Below are 17,922 nucleotides of genomic sequence, written 5' to 3' on the forward strand. Positions count from 1 at the left end.
GTAAATTTAAAAGGGGGGACATTTACTGTCGCCCCTTTTTGAATACTCGAAATGGGAGGAACGGCAATGCGCTTTTTTGAACAACTTGTTCATGATGGAAAAAGCGAATGTTTTTATCAAGTACCTATGGAATTCAATAAAACTACAGATAAAAGTATTCTACGCTATTGTATTGGTGCAGCGCTATATATGCCGGCAACAAGAAAGATGATTTCCCAGGAAATCATCGCGCATAAATACCCAGCATGTACAACCATTGTTTTAGATTTAGAAGACGCACTCGGCGATTTACAGGTCGTGGAGGGAGAAGAAAATTTACTGCATATGTTAAGTGATTTAGCGTCAGCGCGGGCAAGTGAGCAATTACATATTGACGCGATGCCACTACTATTTGTACGTGTTCGCAGTCCACAGCAGCTCGAAAAAATGATAGAACAACTTGGCCCGTATCAGCAGATGTTAACGGGGTATGTGTTACCGAAGTTTAGCACAAAAGATGGCGCGCATTATTTAGAGCAAATCAAAAAGCAAAACGAACTTGGCTACACACTTTATGCGATGCCCATTTTGGAGTCGCAGGCGATTTTAAATAAGGAAAGTCGGTTAGCTGAGTTATTAGCCATTCGCACATTGCTCGAGCAATTTGAAGCGATTGTGTTAAATGTGCGCATCGGCTCGACAGATTTTTGTGGGGCACTTGGTATACGTCGTTCGATTCAACATACGGTTTATGATTTAGCGACGGTACAGGATTGTTTAGCGGATATTATGAACGTCTTTTTACGTGACGAATCACCATTTGTATTATCGGGTTCGGTGTGGGAGTTTTTTGGCACGGATGATGCCGTGGCAGGACTTTTACGTGAAATCACGTTTGATACATTAAACGGCCTCATTGGAAAAACGGTTATTCACCCTTCACATATCGAAGTTGTACAGGCAAAGTATGTCGTGTCACATGAGGAATATAGTGATGCAGCACATATTATCGAGCAGTCTCACGGAGAAATTGGCGTTGAAAAAAGCAGCTACGGTAATAAAATGAATGAAATGAAACCGCATTTTGTCTGGGCGAAACGGATGTTGCTACGTGCGCAGGCGTATGGTGTACTTAAACCAGGCGTTAGCTACGAACAGTTGTTTACAAAGCAGGTGGGCGTATGAACTATAGCGTCTTACATACATATGAAGCGAACGTAACAACTGTTGAAAACCCGTACAACTTCGAGCAACAGCAGCTCTTTGATATGGCACTCCGTATTAATAAAAAACGTCGATTTTTATTTGTAAGTAAAATACTTGGCAAGCATTTAGCGGTAGACCCAGCGATTCCGCTCTTAACAAGTCATCTGCTTAGCTATCGTTTTATGGCACAACGTTTTACACAGGATGATGCATTTGCCGAGCAAGTGAGTACAGCGATTCAAACCAAGCAGAAGCTTCAGGAAGTAATGTCGGCATCACGTGCACAAAAGCTAATTCCACCAACCCCATTAACAATTATTGGCTTTGCCGAAACAGCGACAGCACTAGGGCATGGCTTTTTTGAAAAGTTTGCGGGGGATGTGCAGTTTGTGCATACAACGCGCGAGCATTTAGTGGAGGTTGCACCGGTTATTTGCTTTGAAGAGGAGCACTCGCATGCTTCAAGTCATCGGGTCTATGCAGATGAAAGCATCTTCCTGCGTCAAGCAGAGGTCGTGCTTGTCGATGATGAAATGACAACGGGTAAGACGAATGGCAATATTATTCGTCAAATGCATGAAACGTACCCGCATTTAACGAGCTTTACACTCGTGACGATTTTAGATTTTCGAACGGATGCTGCCCGTGAAGCGATGCAGAAAATGGCGGATGAACTTGGCATTACGATCAAGTGTGTGTCGCTCTTTACGGGTGCATTTCAAATAGAAGAAACCGGGGAGCTTTTTACAGAAACTGTGCCAAGTGATACGGAAACAACGTTCGCCATGAAGGATTACGGCTTTGAAGCGTTGTTACAAGATGCGTTGATAAAAGAGCCGAGCTATAGTGAAGGACATCACATTACGTACGCGAATTATTACCGTGACAGCGGTCGTTTTGCACTGAACGTTGATCGACAGCAGCAACTTGACGGCAATGTCGTACAAATGGCGGAAGCGTTACAAAAGAAGCGCTCGAATGGACCTTGTTTAGTACTTGGAACGGGGGAGTTTATGTATGTGCCAATGTCAATCGCCGCGCATATGGGAGATGAGGTATACTCTCATGCGACGACACGTAGCCCGATTTATGCACATGAACAGTCCCTTATTTACAATAAATTGACGTTTCCAAGTGCAGAATTTCCTGGTGTGACGAACTTTTTATACAACATTCCAGCAAGTACCTATGCGGATATTTTTATCATTTTTGAACGAATACTGGACCGCGAAGCAGCCGAACAATTAGCTGCAAAGCTTCAAGGCTTTGCGCAAACGATTCATGTTGTCACTTTAGGAGGTGTTGCGGATGCAATTTCAACCTGATGCGTTAGGAAGTTATGCGCCAGATGATGTCACATTTTTATTACGTGATTTAAGCCATGTTAACCTTGAGCTAGCCACAGAGGAACGAGAAGTGAGCATTCAGTCTGGGAAACGGCATTACTCGGAAATGCTGCCAATTGAGTTTCAGCCAGATGAGGACTATATGGCGTTGTACAATCAAATTTTAGCGCAGCATGCCAAAAAAGTGGCCTCCTGTGTAGCGATTGTCGCAGAGAAAATGGCGGCTTACCGCGGTGTCAATGATCTTGTACTTGTTAGTTTAGCGCGCGCGGGGACGCCAGTTGGAGTATTACTGAAGCGTTACTTCCATACCTTTTACGGTGTGAATGTGCCACACTATTCTGTGTCGATCATTCGCGGCCGTGGGATCGATGAAACGGCGCTTCGCTACATTTTACAGCATCATCCCCATGCGAAGGTGCAATTCGTCGATGGCTGGACGGGCAAAGGTGCGATTACGAAGGAGCTAGATCAATCGATTACCACTTGGAATCAGAACGAGGATATTAAGCTCGATGCGTATTTAGCGGTACTTGCTGATCCTGGGCATTGTGCACATTTTTACGGCACACAGGAGGATTTTTTAATTCCATCGGCGTGCTTAAATTCAACGGTATCGGGTTTGGTGAGCCGTACGGTGTTGAATGACGCATTTCTTGAAACGGGTGATTTTCACGGAGCAAAATATTACCGTGAATTAGAACCGTTTGACGTATCAACTTCTTATATTGAGGCCATTGTCGCGCATTATTCAGACGACCTTATTCAAGAAGCTAAGCTGGCAATGAAAACGACGCCAGTTTTAGTCATTCCGAGCTGGCAGGGCTTAGACACGATTAAGGAAATACAACAGCAATTTGATATACAAACTATTAACCACATTAAGCCAGGAGTTGGCGAAACGACGCGTGTATTACTGCGCCGTGTCCCGTGGAAGATATTGGTGAATCCACATGCAACACAAAATTTGGCGCATATTCTATTACTAGCAAAAAAGCGCGGCGTAGCGGTAGAAAGCTATGAACAGATGCCTTATGCGTGCTGTGGGTTAATTAAGGATTTGACGCGATGAAGGTATTATTTACATCAGATTTAGATCGGACGCTTATTTTTTCTACGCGTACGAAGCTGCAAGATGTCGCGTATGAGGGCATCGAACAGCTCAGTGGCCGCACGATTTCCTATATGAGTAAGGTGACGTATACGCAGCTGTCGGAGCTACATAACATGCTTGATTTTGTACCAGTTACAACGCGTTCCCTCAAGCAATATAAACGGTTGACCTTGTTTCAAGGCGCGCTTCAACCAAAGCTTGCCATTGTTGCAAATGGTGGTATTATTTTACGAGAAGGTATCGTGGATGAGGTATGGCAGGAGCGTATGATGCGTCAAATGGCTGCGTTGCCACTGCTATATGAGCAGTTGCCAGGGCAGTTTAAAGGCGATTTTACTGCGCCATTTGTGCTTGAAGTACTTGAAATGGATAACTTATTTTATGTGTTGAAAGTGGATGGAGAAAAGCTGGAACATCAGGAGCTTACGAGGTTTCAGTCTCAGTTACAACGCTACGGCTGGACGTGTAATTTACAGGGCAAAAAGCTGTATGTGTTGCCGCAATTTTTAACAAAGGGCCTCGCTGTCGACTATATTAAACAGCAATCTATGTATAATTGGCATGTTGCAGCAGGTGATGCAGCACTCGATTTACCGATGCTAGCTCTAGCTGATACGAGATTTATTCCCCAGCACGGTGAGCTTGCAAAGGATTCGTTATTGCACGGTTTTCCGATTACACCAAAAGAAAGCTCGAATTTTTCGGAATATATATTGCGTAAAATTATAACGACGATAAAAAATAAAAATGAAAAAGGTGAAGATCATGACAAATCCATTATTTGATGATTTAGATAAAAAAGTAGAACCACAACCACAAGTTCAACCGCAACCAGAGCCACAGCAACAAATGGTCCCAGTTGAACAAGTGCAACCGCTCGTTTCACAACAGGAGCTGTCACAAATTCGTAAGCGCCAAGACGCGTTAAAGCAGGAGCCACAAGTGCAGACGCTTGCGCAGCGCATTGACCCGAAAAATCAAATTGCAATTTTAGAATTCGGGAAGGAAACGGCAAAGGGCATCTCGACGTTTTCAGACCGTATGCTGGCAACGATTAAGCAAAGTGATCTCGAAAAATCAACGAAGCTGATCATGAATTTAAACAAAGTCATGAATCGTTTTGACCCGAAAGACTTTGCCGAAGAGCAGCCAAAAGGTGGCTTTTTAAAGCGTTTATTTACAAAGGGTAAAGTACAGCTCGAAACGATTTTATCGAAGTATGACACGATGAATAAAGAAGTTGACCAAATTTATACAGAAATTCAAAAGTACGAAATCGAAATGAAACGCAACACCGTGCAGCTTGAGCAAATGTATGATGAAAATTTAGATTACTTTAAGCAGCTAAGTGAGCATGTCGCTGCGATTGACATTAAAGTAGAAGAACTAAACGCGAAAGTCCCAACATTAAGCGTACAGGCCGAGCAAGGCAACCAAATGGCGATTATGGAGCTTGAATCAACAAAGCGTGCGATTGAATTACTACAGCAGCGCGGCTATGATTTAGAAATGGCGCAGCAAGTATCATTCCAATCTGCACCACAAATCCGCCTTATGCAACAAGGGAACAACCATCTGATTGGTAAAATTAACTCGGCATTCGTAACAACGATTCCGATTTTCAAGCAAGGTTTAATCCATGCAGTAACCATTCAACGTCAAAAGTTGGTATCGGATTCGATGGCAGAGCTTGATAAACGTACGAATGAAATGCTTGTGCGTAATGCAGAAAATGTCCGCCAAAATTCGGTCGATATTGCGCGTCAAGCCGGCAATCCAAGCATCAAAATCGAAACAATCGAGCAGACATGGCAGACAATTATGGCAGGGATTGAGGAAACGAAGCAAATTCAAGCGCAAACAGTTCGTGACCGTGAAGAGGGCCGTGGACGTATCGAGCAGTTACAGCTTCAGTATGAAAAATTGAAGTCGATGTAATTTTATACGTAAGAAGCCAATAATCATTGTGCAAAAAAATGGACTTGGAGAGACGCTAAATGGTGTCTCTCCTTTTTTAGTGTAGTAATCAACCGCTTAAGTCAGAATAAATTCTTACCATTTCGGAGTAAGGATTTGTCCCAGAAATACTTCTAGGACAAATTCTGCTTTTTCTCAGCCTTGAGCGCAATATAAATCATCATGATTAAAATGAGCGACGTCCCGAACCACTGGAATGTGCCGAATGGTTCTTGTAGCCACAAAACGGTTGCGAGTACAGCGGTTAACGGCTCGATATTACCAAGTAAGCTCGTTTCTTTTGCCGTTAAGGTTTGCAAACTTTCGATGTAAAACCAAAAGGCAAGCATTGTCCCAAAAATAATGACGATGACTAAATAGATGTAAGTCGTTGCCGTGAATGTTGATAAATCAACGTCCCACGGTGCTTTCACAAAGCTCATCGCAACGCCCGCGATGACCATGGCCCAGCCAACAACGACAAGTGAGTCAAAGCGCATTAATAGTGGAATCGCATACAGCGTGTAAAATGCGAGCGTTACCCCAGATAAAAGCCCCCAAATAATTGCTGGTAGTGGAACCGCAAGTGCGGAAAGGGAGCCATTCGTTAATAATAAGAAACTCCCGCCAAGTGCCAGTACAATGGTGACGGCATCTTTTTTTGTGAACTTGGCTTGTCCGCGCAGTACTACCCACATAATAATCATGACCGGTGCTAAATATTGCAACAAGGTTGCCACAGCGGCGTTTCCTTCTTTAATCGACGCCATATATGTATATTGCACCGCCAGCATGCCAACAAGTGCGAAAATCACAAGGCGCGTTGCACTGTATTTTTCACGCCAAATAGCAAGGATTTGTGTGCGGTCCTTAAATACGGCTTGAGTTAGTAGTAGTAATGTCCCCGCGATGAGTAGACGTGTTGATACAAGCCAGCTTACTTCGATGCCCTGTGCGAATAGCTGCTGGGCGACGGTTCCGCCGATGCCCCAAAAGAAACAGCCCGACACAACGAGCATAAAGCCAATCATTCGTTTATTTTTCATAGGATCCCTCAATTTATGTATAGTAATATCATTGTAACGAATCTTTATACGAAAAGCCACGTCCCTTTTTTGATGGGAATTGGTTATATAGTAAGTAAATACGTGTAGGAGGGATGGTATGTTAACGATTAGTGCAGGGCATTTTGGGAAGGGCACGGGTGCAGTAGGTTTTATGGATGAAGGAAGTGAGATAGTCGCTGTTGTAAGCGCCTTGCAAGCTCGCTTTCGAACAAGCCCGGTGAAGGCTCAATTCATTATCGATGGGAGCTCGAAAAATCAGGCGCAAAATTTACGCTATTTGGTCACTGCGCATAATAAAACCCAGCGCGAGCTCGATGTGAGTATTCATTTTAACGCAAGTGGGGACACGCGTGAGGCGGGCATTGGGACTGAGGTATTGTATGTAAACTCGAAGATGGAAGGCTTTGCGGCGAACATGAGTGCAGCAATTGCAACAGCAGGAGGCTTTAAAGACCGAGGCGCTAAACATCGTACGAATTTAGCGCTGTTAAATGGTACGGTAAAGCCGGCGATCATAATCGAAGTTTGTTTTGTTAATTCGAAAACGGATGTGGCAAACTATGCAAAAAATAAAGAGGAAATTATTGAAACCATTGCAATGACATTGGAAAGTTATTTTGGAAAACCAGCTGCGATTTCAAGTCCCGCATTAAATGAAAAAGTACAAGCCATTTTTAACGATAAAGCTAGTGTACGAGCCCAGCTGGAGCAAGGTATTAAGGACGGTGCATTTCAGCAAGTATGGCTTGGGAAATTTGAACGTGGGGAACTGACTTTTATCGATTATTTAGCGCTCACGACATTACAATTTCAAAAAATTTAAATAAGCTGTAACCTTTTTATTTGTCATGCGACTAATGCTATGAACAACTGGAAAGGGATGAATTTTATGTCAATGAAAAAAATCGCACCAATCGCGCTATCCGCATTACTACTAGGGTCTGTGGCAGCGTATGCAGAACAGCCAGCAACTGAAGGAGTGCAAGAAACGATGAAACAATCCGCTTTTGTACAGCAAACAGGAAAAGTAACAGCAGTTGAAAACTTCGGAGAGGGCAAGTTATTTGTTGTCGATCACGAAGACAATCTGTTCCATTTTTATGTAGATGAAAAAACGTTGGTATTTGATAATACAGGTAAAGAGGTAGACATCAAAGTGGGCGATACAATTTCGCTTTCTGTTTATGCCAATCAGCCGATGATTATGATTTACCCACCGCGCTACACACCACCTGTAGTCATTGTACAAACGGAAGAAGCAGGCTTTGTGAAGGTAGATCAATTTGATGCAGATCATTTAAGCGTTGACGGCGAATTAAAGCTGAATGTAAGCGATAAGACCGTGATTGTAAATGCTAAAGGTGAAAAGGTGGCAGCAAGTGAACTGAAAAACCATAGCGCTATCGTATTTTACGGCCCAACAACGAGAAGCTTACCACCACAAACAGCACCAACAAAAATCGTAGTGTTCCCGACATTAGAAGACTTCTATGCGGAACCAGCACCAGACATGGACTCAGAAATCGCGAAAATTATCGGGGATGACTTTAAAGAACTAGATGGTCAAAAAATGGTTCCACTACGTAAAGTTGCGGAAGGATTAGGCTTCAATGTCGCAGCAACTAAAAATGGCGCGATTATCTCAAAAGGTGCATTATCGTATACGATTACGCGCGGAGAGACAAAGTACGGCCATAACAGAGCCTTACGTCAATTCGAAGTGGCGCCACAATTACTGGAGCAATATAAAACGTATGTTGAGTATAGCTTCGCGTTAGAGCTTTTAAAATAATTGTTCTAGCATAACGAACCGAATCCACTACGAATTGACGTAGTGGATTTTTTTAGCCAACTAAATTATTTTCCACGTAAAAGTATTTTAAAACCTAAAATCCGTCGAATGTAATCGTTTTGTAACGTAGATGTAACAAAAATTTGATGTTTCGACCCCTTTTTCCTATATAAATTTCATGATTAGTTCTATACAATTAATAACAGACAGCTTAAGAAAGGAACTAGAAAACAATGAATCAAAAATTGATTACATTGGTTGTTGCAGTATTTCTCGTTTGTACACTAGCTGTTTCACAAGCGTCAGCTAGAGTTGTGTTTGTAGATGTTGCGACAACCGATGACACGTATGATGAAATTCAATATTTAATTGACCTTGGAGCGATTCGAGGCTATGAGGAAAAGGGCAAGACCTATTATAAGCCAAAAACTCATGTGACGCGTGGACATGCTGCCAAAATGGCGGTTATCGCTGCCGGCAAAGGTCCTCTGAAGGTTAGTAAATCGTCTTACTCAGACGTAGCAGTCGGTACAGAAATCTCTACCTATGTAGAGCGCGCGAAAGAGCTTGGGTTGTTTACTACAACATCAAACAAGTTCTTACCAAACGAACCACTTACGCGTGAGGAAATGAGTCACGTTTTAGCAAAGGCGTTTAATTTAGATGCAAGTAAGTATAAGGGTTTAGACATGATGTTCCCGGACGTCAGTGCAACGAGTACATATGCTTCTTTTATTAAGGCAATCTATTATAATGGTATAACTAATGGTAGTGATGGCAAGTATTTGCCGAAAAATGCGGTAACACGTGCGCAGTTCGCTTCATTTATCGCTCGTGCGAAAAGTGATGACTTCCGCTTACCATTACCGAACGTTCCAGAAAAGGTCGATACAGCACAGGTAATGGGGTTAGTATCAGTCACAACGGATGGTTTAAACGTTCGTACAGCACCATCTACATCAAGTGCGGTTCTTGGCTCGGTAAATACAGGTGGTAAATTATCGGTTTACGAAATTGAAGGTAGCTGGTTAAAGGTTTCGTACAAAGGCCAGTATGCCTATATTAGTAAAGCGTATGCGAAATTTTTAGTTCAGGATGGAAGTTCTTTAGGTGCTGTGAAAAAAACGGTAACGGCGAACGACATCATTAATTTATATTACAAACCAACATCTTCATCGAAAAAAATTACACAAGTTTCTAATGGCACAGTGCTTTCTGTTTATAAAGAAGAAAGCGGCTATTATTTAACAACAGTAAATGGGATCCCAGGCTACATTGTGAAATCCGCGACAACGGATGTGGCAGTTGAAAAGCCGGAGCCACAACCAGAACCAGATCACGGGGATGATGTGATCGTAACGAATACGGTCGGAAAAGTGACGATTGGCGGCTTAAATATGCGTGAATCGGCATCATCTAGCTCAAAATCGTTAAAGACGTTAGCAAAAGGCAAAGTGATTTCGGTGCACTCGATTACAGGCTACTGGGCGAAAGTAACGGCTGATGGGGTGACGGGCTATGTACATAAATCGTACATTAAGCTTATGAACACATCAGGTAGTGCTGTAAAAGGACGTATTATCGTGCTTGATCCAGGCCACGGTGGGAAAGATCCAGGTGCTGTGAATACAGGTCATTCGGAAAAAGCTATCGTTTTAAAGGTGTCTAACCTAGTGAAGCAAAAGCTTGAAAAGGCTGGTGCAAAAGTGGTAATGACGCGTACGGGTGATACGTACCCTACGTTACCAGAGCGTGTTAAATTTACAAATGACAATTACGGTGAAATGTACGTAAGTGTCCATGTAAATGCGGCGACAGCTACAAGTGCAAAAGGTACTGAGACATTCTACAGTGTGTCAACGGGTGATCAGCACGAGGAAGATAAGAAACTAGCGACATACATTAACAACGAGATTGTTAACAATGCGGATATGAAAAACCGCGGTGTGAAGCAAGCAGATTATTATGTTATCAAAAACATGATGATTCCATCGGTGTTAGTCGAGCTAGGCTTCCTATCAAATTCTGATGACCGCGCAAAATTAATTAACGACAAATACGTAGAGATTTTTGCCGATTCGATTTATCAAGGCATTATCGATTACTACGGAAATTAAACGAACGAGTACTTGCTTAGCAGCGGGTGCTCGTTTTTTTGTTAGGATTTTGGTTTATCATCATGAGTTGTAGATGCTTTTCTAATAAAATTTTACTTAATTGATGGTGGGCTACGGCAAGACAGCGCTAAAGCCACGTGATACGTGTCTTTATCACTGCCTTTATTGCCGTTTGCGATGCCCACCCATCCACTATTTTACTCTCGTAAATAAAGTGAAGAGCGCAAAATGCTGCCGCTTGCGCATTCGCGAGGCGCCGGGTATCCATCAATTATTTGCATGAAATAAGGGTTACTTTAAATCATTCGAGTGCTCTTTGTAGGAAATATGTTTATTTTGATCCTTTACGAGGATAACTTTGATTAAACGTTGCTCAAATTCTAGAAGAATCACTTTTTGATTCATTCAAATCAGCTATTTTGAAATAAAGACACATTTTAGGCCAAAGTAGCGTGCCGCGAAGCGAAGGGGGCGACTTCTAGAGGATAAAGCTTGCGCGGAAAATCCACTCGCATGTGCCGCCGTAAGAGGCACTTGTGAGTTAGTTGAAGCCACGTCCTCAGAAAAGCGTCCCTCGTAGCGTAGCAGAACGGATGATATTGAAGGGACTCCATTTATTGATTGTTAAATTGTCATCCCCTACTTTTGGTTAGAAACCAAATTTATACTTAATAATGAAACATTTTCTATTCCTGGTGCGTAGAAAGAACATTGGAGGGAATGCGATGAAGAAAATATTACAGATTGTCTTAACTTTTGGTACGGCATGGCTCATCTATTACGGTGTGGAGCAATATCGATTAAAAGAAATGAGCGAGATTTTACAAGAGATTGAAGTTGTCTCACCTGAGCGCTTCAATAAATTGTCGATCATACAGTACCCCGAACAACAGAACTACGTAAGCTTTGACTACGACGAGGTGCAGGCAACTTTTCGCGCGTTAAAAAAGCTCGAGGTGAAGGAAGCAAAGCGTCTAAAAGAGAGTGAAAACTATACAAAAATAAGATTACTCGAAGACGGCTCGCATCAATTTGTGGAATATTATTTTTATGACAACGACTCGATTCAATTTGTCGAAGAGGGGCTCGTTGCCTTTCGTAGTGTGACGTATCAGGTGGATGAAGCGGAATTACATACGGTGCTTGATTCGTTGTTAGCGGGGAAAACATTTGATTAGCAGAATAGTTGGAGGAACCTCATGAAGAAATGGGCGATCATTGGCCTTGTGCTATTGCTGGGCTTTGAAACGAAATGAAGTAAAATGACATAAAATAAAGCATTGGAGGACTGTAAATGAAAAATAATGTAATCGCGGTTTCAATTGTCCTATTAGGTATATGTATCGCTTTAAGTGGCTGGTTCATCGCAGGTGGCTTGAAGGAACAGGCGTTAGCCGAGGAGCAGGTGCAAAAGGAATTGCAATTGCAGGCTGTTGAAAAGCAGCTATTATCAGAAGCGGAAGTCGCTGCCTATTTGGGCTTGAGTGTGCAAGAGGTGAAGCGGCTAACGAAAATTGAAACAGAGCCGGGCGTCTTCACACATATGCTGCCGTTTATCGAAATTGATACGATAACGTACTATCCGAAAAGAGCAGTAGATGCATGGTTAACAACGATTCAAATTGAACTGGTCTATTAAATGCTAAAAGGTGTATTTGAGTTTTATTCAAATACATCTTTTATTTTATCTAAAAAATGGCACATCTAGTATAATAGGAATACGTTAATTTCCTTTTTTAGGGTACTTGGAATAAAAAGTTGACCGAAAAGTGATGAACATCATAATCGTGGGGTATCTTTAGGTAACAACGCTTTTTTGAGAAAACAAGTTTGGTAGAAACGTAGGTTGGACAGGAGAGATAGAATACATGCTAAAAATCTTTTCGTATTTACAGAAAAAAGAATGGGGATTAGTTGCAATTAGTATCGTATTCATCGTCGTGCAAGTGTGGCTCGATTTAAAGCTACCGGACTATATGGCGGAAATTACGATGCTTATTCAAACGGAGGGTACGGCGGTGTCTGACCTAATCGCACCGGGGAGCTATATGTTACTGTGTGCGATTGGTAGCATGATCGCGGCGATTATTGTCGGCTATTTTGCCGCACAGGTAGCAGCGGGCCTCGCACGAAGGTTGCGCGGGCAAGTATTTGAAAAAACGCTGTCATTTTCAATGGCGGAGATGAATCATTTTTCAACGCCGAGCTTAATTACGCGCTCGACAAATGATATTACACAGGTGCAAATGCTGATTGCGATGGGCTTACAGGTCGTGATTAAAGCACCGATTTTAGCGATTTGGGCGATTACGAAAATTGCCAATAAAAACTTAGAGTGGACGGCCGCAACAGGGGTAGCGGTATTGGTGCTCATTTTACTGATTACAGTTGTTATTATTTTTGCGATTCCGAAATTCCGTATTATTCAAACGCTAACGGATAATTTAAACCGCGTGACGCGTGAAAACTTAACCGGGATTCGTGTGGTGCGTGCGTATAATGCAGAAGGCTACCAGCAGGGGAAGTTTGACGATGCTAACAAAGAGTTAATGGATACAAACCTGTATGCGATGCGCTTAATGGCCCTCATTTTCCCGACAATGGGGCTCATTATGTCCGGTCTCTCTTTATCGATTTACTGGATTGGCGCGTTTTTAATTCATGAGGCGAATGCGATGGATAGATTGCCATTGTTTTCAAACATGGTCGTATTTACGTCGTATGCGATGCAGGTTGTGATGGCGTTTATGATGGTTAGTATGATTTTTGTAATGCTGCCACGTGCGGCTGTTTCAGCAAAGCGTATTTTAGAAGTGCTGAACATGAAAAATACGATTTTAGATGGCCGCGTAAAGGCGGGGAACGGTGCGGGGACGGTGGAATTCCGCAATGTTGGCTTTAAATACCCAGGTGCGGAGGAAGCGGTTTTAGACGGAGTTACGTTTAGCGCGAAAAAGGGCGAGACGATTGCCTTTATCGGTTCGACGGGTAGCGGGAAAACGACGATATTAAATTTAATTCCGCGCTTATATGATGTGTCGTCAGGTGAGGTGCTTTTAGACGGAGTGAATGTCAAAGATTACAAGCAAGCAGCACTGCGTGAAAAAATCGGCTATGTGTCACAGTCTGCGGTGCTCTTTAGTGGTTCGGTCGCGTCCAATGTGTCGTATAGCGACGAAACACCGGTAACAGAGCGCGTGAAACAGGCGGTTGCCATTGCACAAGGGCAAGAGTTTGTGGAAAAGCTAGATGGAAGTTACGAAGGTGCAATTGCACAAGGCGGCAAAAACGTGTCAGGTGGACAAAAGCAGCGGTTATCGATTGCTCGTGCGATTTATCATCAGCCAGACATTTATTTATTCGACGATTCGTTCTCGGCGCTTGATTATAAAACCGACCGCGAGTTACGCCATGCGTTAAAGGATGAAACGAGAGATGCGATTACGTTCATCGTCGCACAGCGCATCGGCACGATTAAAGAAGCAGATCAAATCGTTGTACTTGAGCACGGGCGCATTGTCGGGAAGGGCACACATGAAGAACTGATGAAGACATGTGACACATACCAAGAAATCGCGTATTCACAGCTTTCGAAGGAGGAATTAGGCGATGAATAGAAAACATCCAGGTCCTCGTCCCGGTGTGCGCGGCGAGAAGCCGAACCACTTTAAAAAGACGATGAAAAAGCTGATTGCCTACTGTCGTGCTTACTTGTCGGTCATTATTTTTGCGTTAGTGCTCGCATTTATAAGTACGGCATTTACAGTATATAGCCCGGATTTACTGCGTGAAATGACCGATGAAATTAGTAAGGGCCTTAGCGGTGTGATGGATTTAGATGTCATTCAAAAAATCGGCTTTATTTTAGTGGTGCTGTACGGCCTGAGCTTTGTATTTAGCTATGTGCAGGGCTTTACGATGGCAACCGTGACGCAGCGGATTACGAAAAAAATGCGCGGTGATTTATCGACGAAAATTAATCGTCTGCCGCTGAATTACTTCGATAAAAACACGGTCGGCGATACGCTAAGCCGTGTGACAAACGATGTCGATACAATCGGGCAAACGTTAAACAACAGCTTAGGGCAGCTTGTGTCAGCGGGTGCAACCTTTGTTGGCGTGTTAATCATGATGTTTTACACGAACTGGATCATGGCGATTACGGCGATTTTATCGACGTTTTTAGGCTTTGGCCTCATGACGTTCATTATGAAGTACTCGCAAAAGTATTTCGATAACCAGCAGGCACAGCTTGCAGAAATTAATGGGCATATCGAGGAAATGTATAGTGGGCATCAAATTGTGAAGGTATACAACGGCGAAGCGCGTGCGATTGAAACGTTCCACAAAACGAACGATAAACTGTACGATAACGCATGGCGCGCGCAGTTTATGAGTGGAATGATGATGCCGTTGATGAACTTTATCGGCAACTTTGGTTATGTCGCGGTCTGTATCGTCGGCGCGTTTTTAGTCATTAATGACGCCATTACCATTGGAGTTATCGTGGCGTTTATGGTGTATATTCGCCTGTTCACACAGCCACTTGCGCAAATCGCTCAGGCTGCTACGAACCTACAATCTACCGCAGCTGCAGCCGAGCGAGTGTTTACGTTTTTAGCAGAGCCTGAATTACAAAATGAAGCCACGAAAACGCGCGTGCTTATGAATGTAAAAGGTGACGTGTCTTTCGAGCATGTGAGCTTCGGTTATGTGGAAAATCAGGAAATTATTAAAGACTTCACGCTCGATGTGAAAGCCGGACAAAAGGTCGCGATTGTCGGGCCAACAGGAGCTGGGAAAACGACGATTGTCAACTTACTCATGCGCTTTTATGAAATGAATGAGGGCGATATTAAAATCGACGGGGTGTCGATTAAGGATGTATCGCGCGAGCAGGTACATGAGCAGTTTTGTATGGTGCTACAGGATACGTGGTTATTTGAAGGTACAATTCGCGATAATATCGTGTATTCAACAGAACACGTGACCGACGAACAAGTCGTTGCGGCGGCAAAAGCAGTCGGTATGCATCAAACGATTACGGCATTACCAGACGGCTACAATACGATGCTCAACGATAAAGTCAGTCTTTCTATCGGGCAAAAGCAACTGTTAACCATTGCGCGGGCGATGATTGAAAACGCGCCACTACTTATTTTAGATGAGGCGACGAGCTCTGTAGATACGCGTACCGAGGTGCAAATTCAAGCAGCGATGGACCAGCTGTCGGTTGGCAAAACATCATTTGTAATCGCACACCGTTTATCGACAATTCGTAATGCAGATGTGATCATTGTGATGAAGGATGGTTCGATTATCGAGACAGGGAATCATGAGGTGCTGCTTCAAAAAGGTGGCTTTTATGCGGACCTTTATAATAGTCAATTTGAAGGGGTCTCTTAGGAAGTCGATGAAAGTGTCATCGTGCTTGTTTAAGCGATGCAGTAGCACGCTAATAGTACAGGTTTCAGGCGATTCAGCGCAGTATGCTGAATCGCCTTTTTGGTGTTTCGCTAATATTTCACTGTATCGTTGTTAAATATGCAATGTTTTTGGTAATTAATTGATTATTTTTACTTGATTTATACGGATAGACAGTTATTTGAATGAGACCCTCTATAATGGAGGGAGTAAATTTATGTAACGCGTGCAATCGTTTTATGACGAGGTATGTCCGTTAGAGGAGAGTAGGTGAATGCTGGATGTTCATGATTGTTTTTGGAACATTCGTTATGTTATTTTCGACAAAAAATGAAGACGGCTCACGCTCGTATTTGAAATTTTTAGGCTTTGTGAGCATGGGTATGTTTATTGTAACGGCGCTGATGGGGCTTAAGCCAACGTATGAATTAGAAGGACCGATTTATATTTTTGAACCATATTTTTTAGAAGTATATTTATTTTTAGGGGCCTTTTATGCCATCTATGGTTTTTGGGTGTCTTATATTGATCGGTGTTACTCGCTTCCGAGAATTTTAATTTCACCTACGTTTTGGGCGGGGACGCTTTTACTGTCTGTATTTTGGCTAGATTCCGCAAATCAGTATTATGGCTTTTTTGATATCGGCTATACGATTGGCTTTATTTGCTTATTTATTAGTTTGACAAGATTTCTTGTTATCCATGCAGGCTGGTACGGTGCTATTTTCATGGCGCTTTTAGTCGTAACATTGCTGTTAAAAATGGCAGAGGGCAATTTCCCGTGGTACGAAGATATTTTCGGGCAAATGTTCTCGGTTAGCTTAATTGTTTTTGCAGTGTATACGTTCTTTGCGCTCATGGTGGCGCTAAAACAGCTGTTCTTTTAAGGAGGTTGATGAATATGAAATTAGTGAAAGGGTTGCCGCTTATACTAGTTGTGCTGCTACTAGCAGGCTGTGGATCGACGGTCAATTATTTTAGTGTTGGGGAATATACGAAAAATGTGATTATTGCGATGTTTGGCGAGGAGCCAGATCCAGAGGAAGTAAAACTGTATTTTAACGACGATTTTAGTGAGCTCATCGATTATCCTGCGATTCAAGATTGGTCGGCCATTCAAACGGTGCAGGATTACACTTTTGAAGGCACCGACCAAACAGTTGAAGAGCTACTGACTGAAGTGAGTAATGAAATTTTTTGGTTTGCGATTGCGGCTAAAAATGCACCAAAGGCAATGGACCACTTTGAAGTCCTACCGAAGCTAAAGGATACGGATGTTGTCGTACTTGTTCGCAATGATTTTCGCATTACGATCGATTATCCAGAGGGTTCGTATGATCCAAAAAGCCATATCCCACTGGAATTTTATTTTCATTTCATCGTATCAGAGGATGGAACGGTGAAACTATTTGAGCCAGACAACCCGTACTATGGGAAAGAGCGCTATATGACGTTGTATGATTCAGTCAAGAATCCAGAGCCACTTGATAGCGGATACTTGACGCACTATTTGCATGAGCTGTTCCATTTTTAAACGTAAAACCGTACAAAGCCTAAGATTACAGGCTTTGCACGGTTTTTATTCGCTTCACAAAGCTAGAGAAAAGCGGTACATTGAAGGGGACAAATCGAGGAGGCTGCAAATGAATACAAAGCAAACGCTAACTAAAAAATGGCTCGTTGTAATCGTCATAGTGCTCATGCTCGCACTGACACTAAAGGATGTGGATGCCAATCAACTTGAATCCTTTACAATAAAGGACATGCTGCCACTATTTGTGATAACAGCGGTGATTTTTATATTAAAAACAAGTGTCCTGTCCATGTTGCTGCTCGCCATACGAAAGCTTTGGCATAAATTATCGAAGAATCGAATTAGCAAATAATTTACTACGGGTTCTCTTCAAGGACACTTAGGGAA

At 42.7% G+C, this 17,922-nt stretch carries 16 protein-coding genes; 15 read left to right on the forward strand and 1 reads right to left on the reverse strand.

Annotation, left to right across the window (positions count from 1 at the left end; all coding sequences use genetic code 11):
* The first annotated feature begins 66 nt into the window (after window positions 1-66).
* From NSQ62_RS07515 to NSQ62_RS07535, 5 genes are read left to right on the forward strand one after another with little or no spacing between them, the layout of a single operon-like run.
* Window positions 67-1,164: an HpcH/HpaI aldolase/citrate lyase family protein gene (locus NSQ62_RS07515; RefSeq protein ID WP_341323311.1), complete on the forward strand. Its 1,098-nt coding sequence runs from the start codon at window positions 67-69 to the stop codon at window positions 1,162-1,164.
* A complete protein-coding gene (locus tag NSQ62_RS07520; protein WP_341323312.1) occupies window positions 1,161-2,510 on the forward strand; it encodes a phosphoribosyltransferase family protein in 1,350 nt (449 codons plus the stop codon). Before NSQ62_RS07515 ends, NSQ62_RS07520 begins: the two co-directional genes overlap by 4 nt.
* Window positions 2,494-3,603: a cysteine protease StiP family protein gene (locus NSQ62_RS07525; protein ID WP_341323313.1), complete on the forward strand. Its 1,110-nt coding sequence runs from the start codon at window positions 2,494-2,496 to the stop codon at window positions 3,601-3,603. Before NSQ62_RS07520 ends, NSQ62_RS07525 begins: the two co-directional genes overlap by 17 nt.
* On the forward strand, window positions 3,600-4,430 hold the full coding sequence (locus NSQ62_RS07530; RefSeq protein WP_341323314.1) for a hypothetical protein: 831 nt from the start codon (window positions 3,600-3,602) through the stop codon (window positions 4,428-4,430). The genes NSQ62_RS07525 and NSQ62_RS07530 overlap by 4 nt, the downstream gene beginning before the upstream one ends.
* Entirely contained in the window at window positions 4,408-5,583 is a 1,176-nt protein-coding gene (locus tag NSQ62_RS07535; RefSeq protein ID WP_341323904.1) for a toxic anion resistance protein, read from the forward strand. The genes NSQ62_RS07530 and NSQ62_RS07535 overlap by 23 nt, the downstream gene beginning before the upstream one ends.
* Before the next feature lie 152 nt (window positions 5,584-5,735).
* On the opposite strand, the gene NSQ62_RS07540 is transcribed toward NSQ62_RS07535, so the two are convergent.
* A complete protein-coding gene (locus tag NSQ62_RS07540) occupies window positions 5,736-6,647 on the reverse strand; it encodes an EamA family transporter (RefSeq protein WP_341323315.1) in 912 nt (303 codons plus the stop codon).
* Between the two features lie 118 nt (window positions 6,648-6,765).
* Between NSQ62_RS07540 and NSQ62_RS07545 the strand changes: the two genes are divergently transcribed.
* The 10 genes from NSQ62_RS07545 (at window position 6,766) to NSQ62_RS07590 (ending at window position 17,887) form a co-directional block, all read left to right on the forward strand.
* Window positions 6,766-7,491 (forward strand): N-acetylmuramoyl-L-alanine amidase, encoded by a 726-nt coding sequence (locus tag NSQ62_RS07545; RefSeq protein WP_341323316.1) that lies wholly within the window; start codon window positions 6,766-6,768, stop codon window positions 7,489-7,491.
* A 66-nt stretch (window positions 7,492-7,557) separates the two neighbouring features.
* Window positions 7,558-8,460: a stalk domain-containing protein gene (locus NSQ62_RS07550; protein ID WP_341323317.1), complete on the forward strand. Its 903-nt coding sequence runs from the start codon at window positions 7,558-7,560 to the stop codon at window positions 8,458-8,460.
* Window positions 8,461-8,693: 233 nt separating this feature from the next.
* On the forward strand, window positions 8,694-10,577 hold the full coding sequence (locus NSQ62_RS07555) for an N-acetylmuramoyl-L-alanine amidase (RefSeq protein ID WP_341323318.1): 1,884 nt from the start codon (window positions 8,694-8,696) through the stop codon (window positions 10,575-10,577).
* A 725-nt stretch (window positions 10,578-11,302) separates the two neighbouring features.
* Window positions 11,303-11,755: a hypothetical protein gene (locus NSQ62_RS07560; protein ID WP_341323319.1), complete on the forward strand. Its 453-nt coding sequence runs from the start codon at window positions 11,303-11,305 to the stop codon at window positions 11,753-11,755.
* A gap of 116 nt (window positions 11,756-11,871) precedes the next feature.
* Window positions 11,872-12,216: a hypothetical protein gene (locus NSQ62_RS07565; RefSeq protein ID WP_341323320.1), complete on the forward strand. Its 345-nt coding sequence runs from the start codon at window positions 11,872-11,874 to the stop codon at window positions 12,214-12,216.
* 229 nt (window positions 12,217-12,445) lie between these two features.
* Window positions 12,446-14,194 (forward strand): ABC transporter ATP-binding protein, encoded by a 1,749-nt coding sequence (locus NSQ62_RS07570; RefSeq protein WP_341323321.1) that lies wholly within the window; start codon window positions 12,446-12,448, stop codon window positions 14,192-14,194.
* Entirely contained in the window at window positions 14,187-15,983 is a 1,797-nt protein-coding gene (locus NSQ62_RS07575; protein WP_341323322.1) for an ABC transporter ATP-binding protein, read from the forward strand. Before NSQ62_RS07570 ends, NSQ62_RS07575 begins: the two co-directional genes overlap by 8 nt.
* Window positions 15,984-16,282: 299 nt before the next feature.
* Complete coding sequence (locus NSQ62_RS07580) at window positions 16,283-16,888, forward strand: hypothetical protein (RefSeq protein WP_341323323.1); 606 nt, start codon at window positions 16,283-16,285, stop codon at window positions 16,886-16,888.
* A 14-nt stretch (window positions 16,889-16,902) separates the two neighbouring features.
* A complete protein-coding gene (locus tag NSQ62_RS07585) occupies window positions 16,903-17,535 on the forward strand; it encodes a hypothetical protein (protein WP_341323324.1) in 633 nt (210 codons plus the stop codon).
* Window positions 17,536-17,644: 109 nt separating this feature from the next.
* The gene (locus NSQ62_RS07590) at window positions 17,645-17,887 is read left to right on the forward strand and encodes a hypothetical protein (RefSeq protein WP_341323325.1); all 243 of its coding nucleotides are present in this window, start codon (window positions 17,645-17,647) and stop codon (window positions 17,885-17,887) included.
* The last annotated feature ends 35 nt before the right edge of the window (window positions 17,888-17,922 follow it).

This window comes from Solibacillus sp. FSL H8-0523 (genome assembly GCF_038051985.1).
GTDB lineage: Bacteria > Bacillota > Bacilli > Bacillales_A > Planococcaceae > Solibacillus.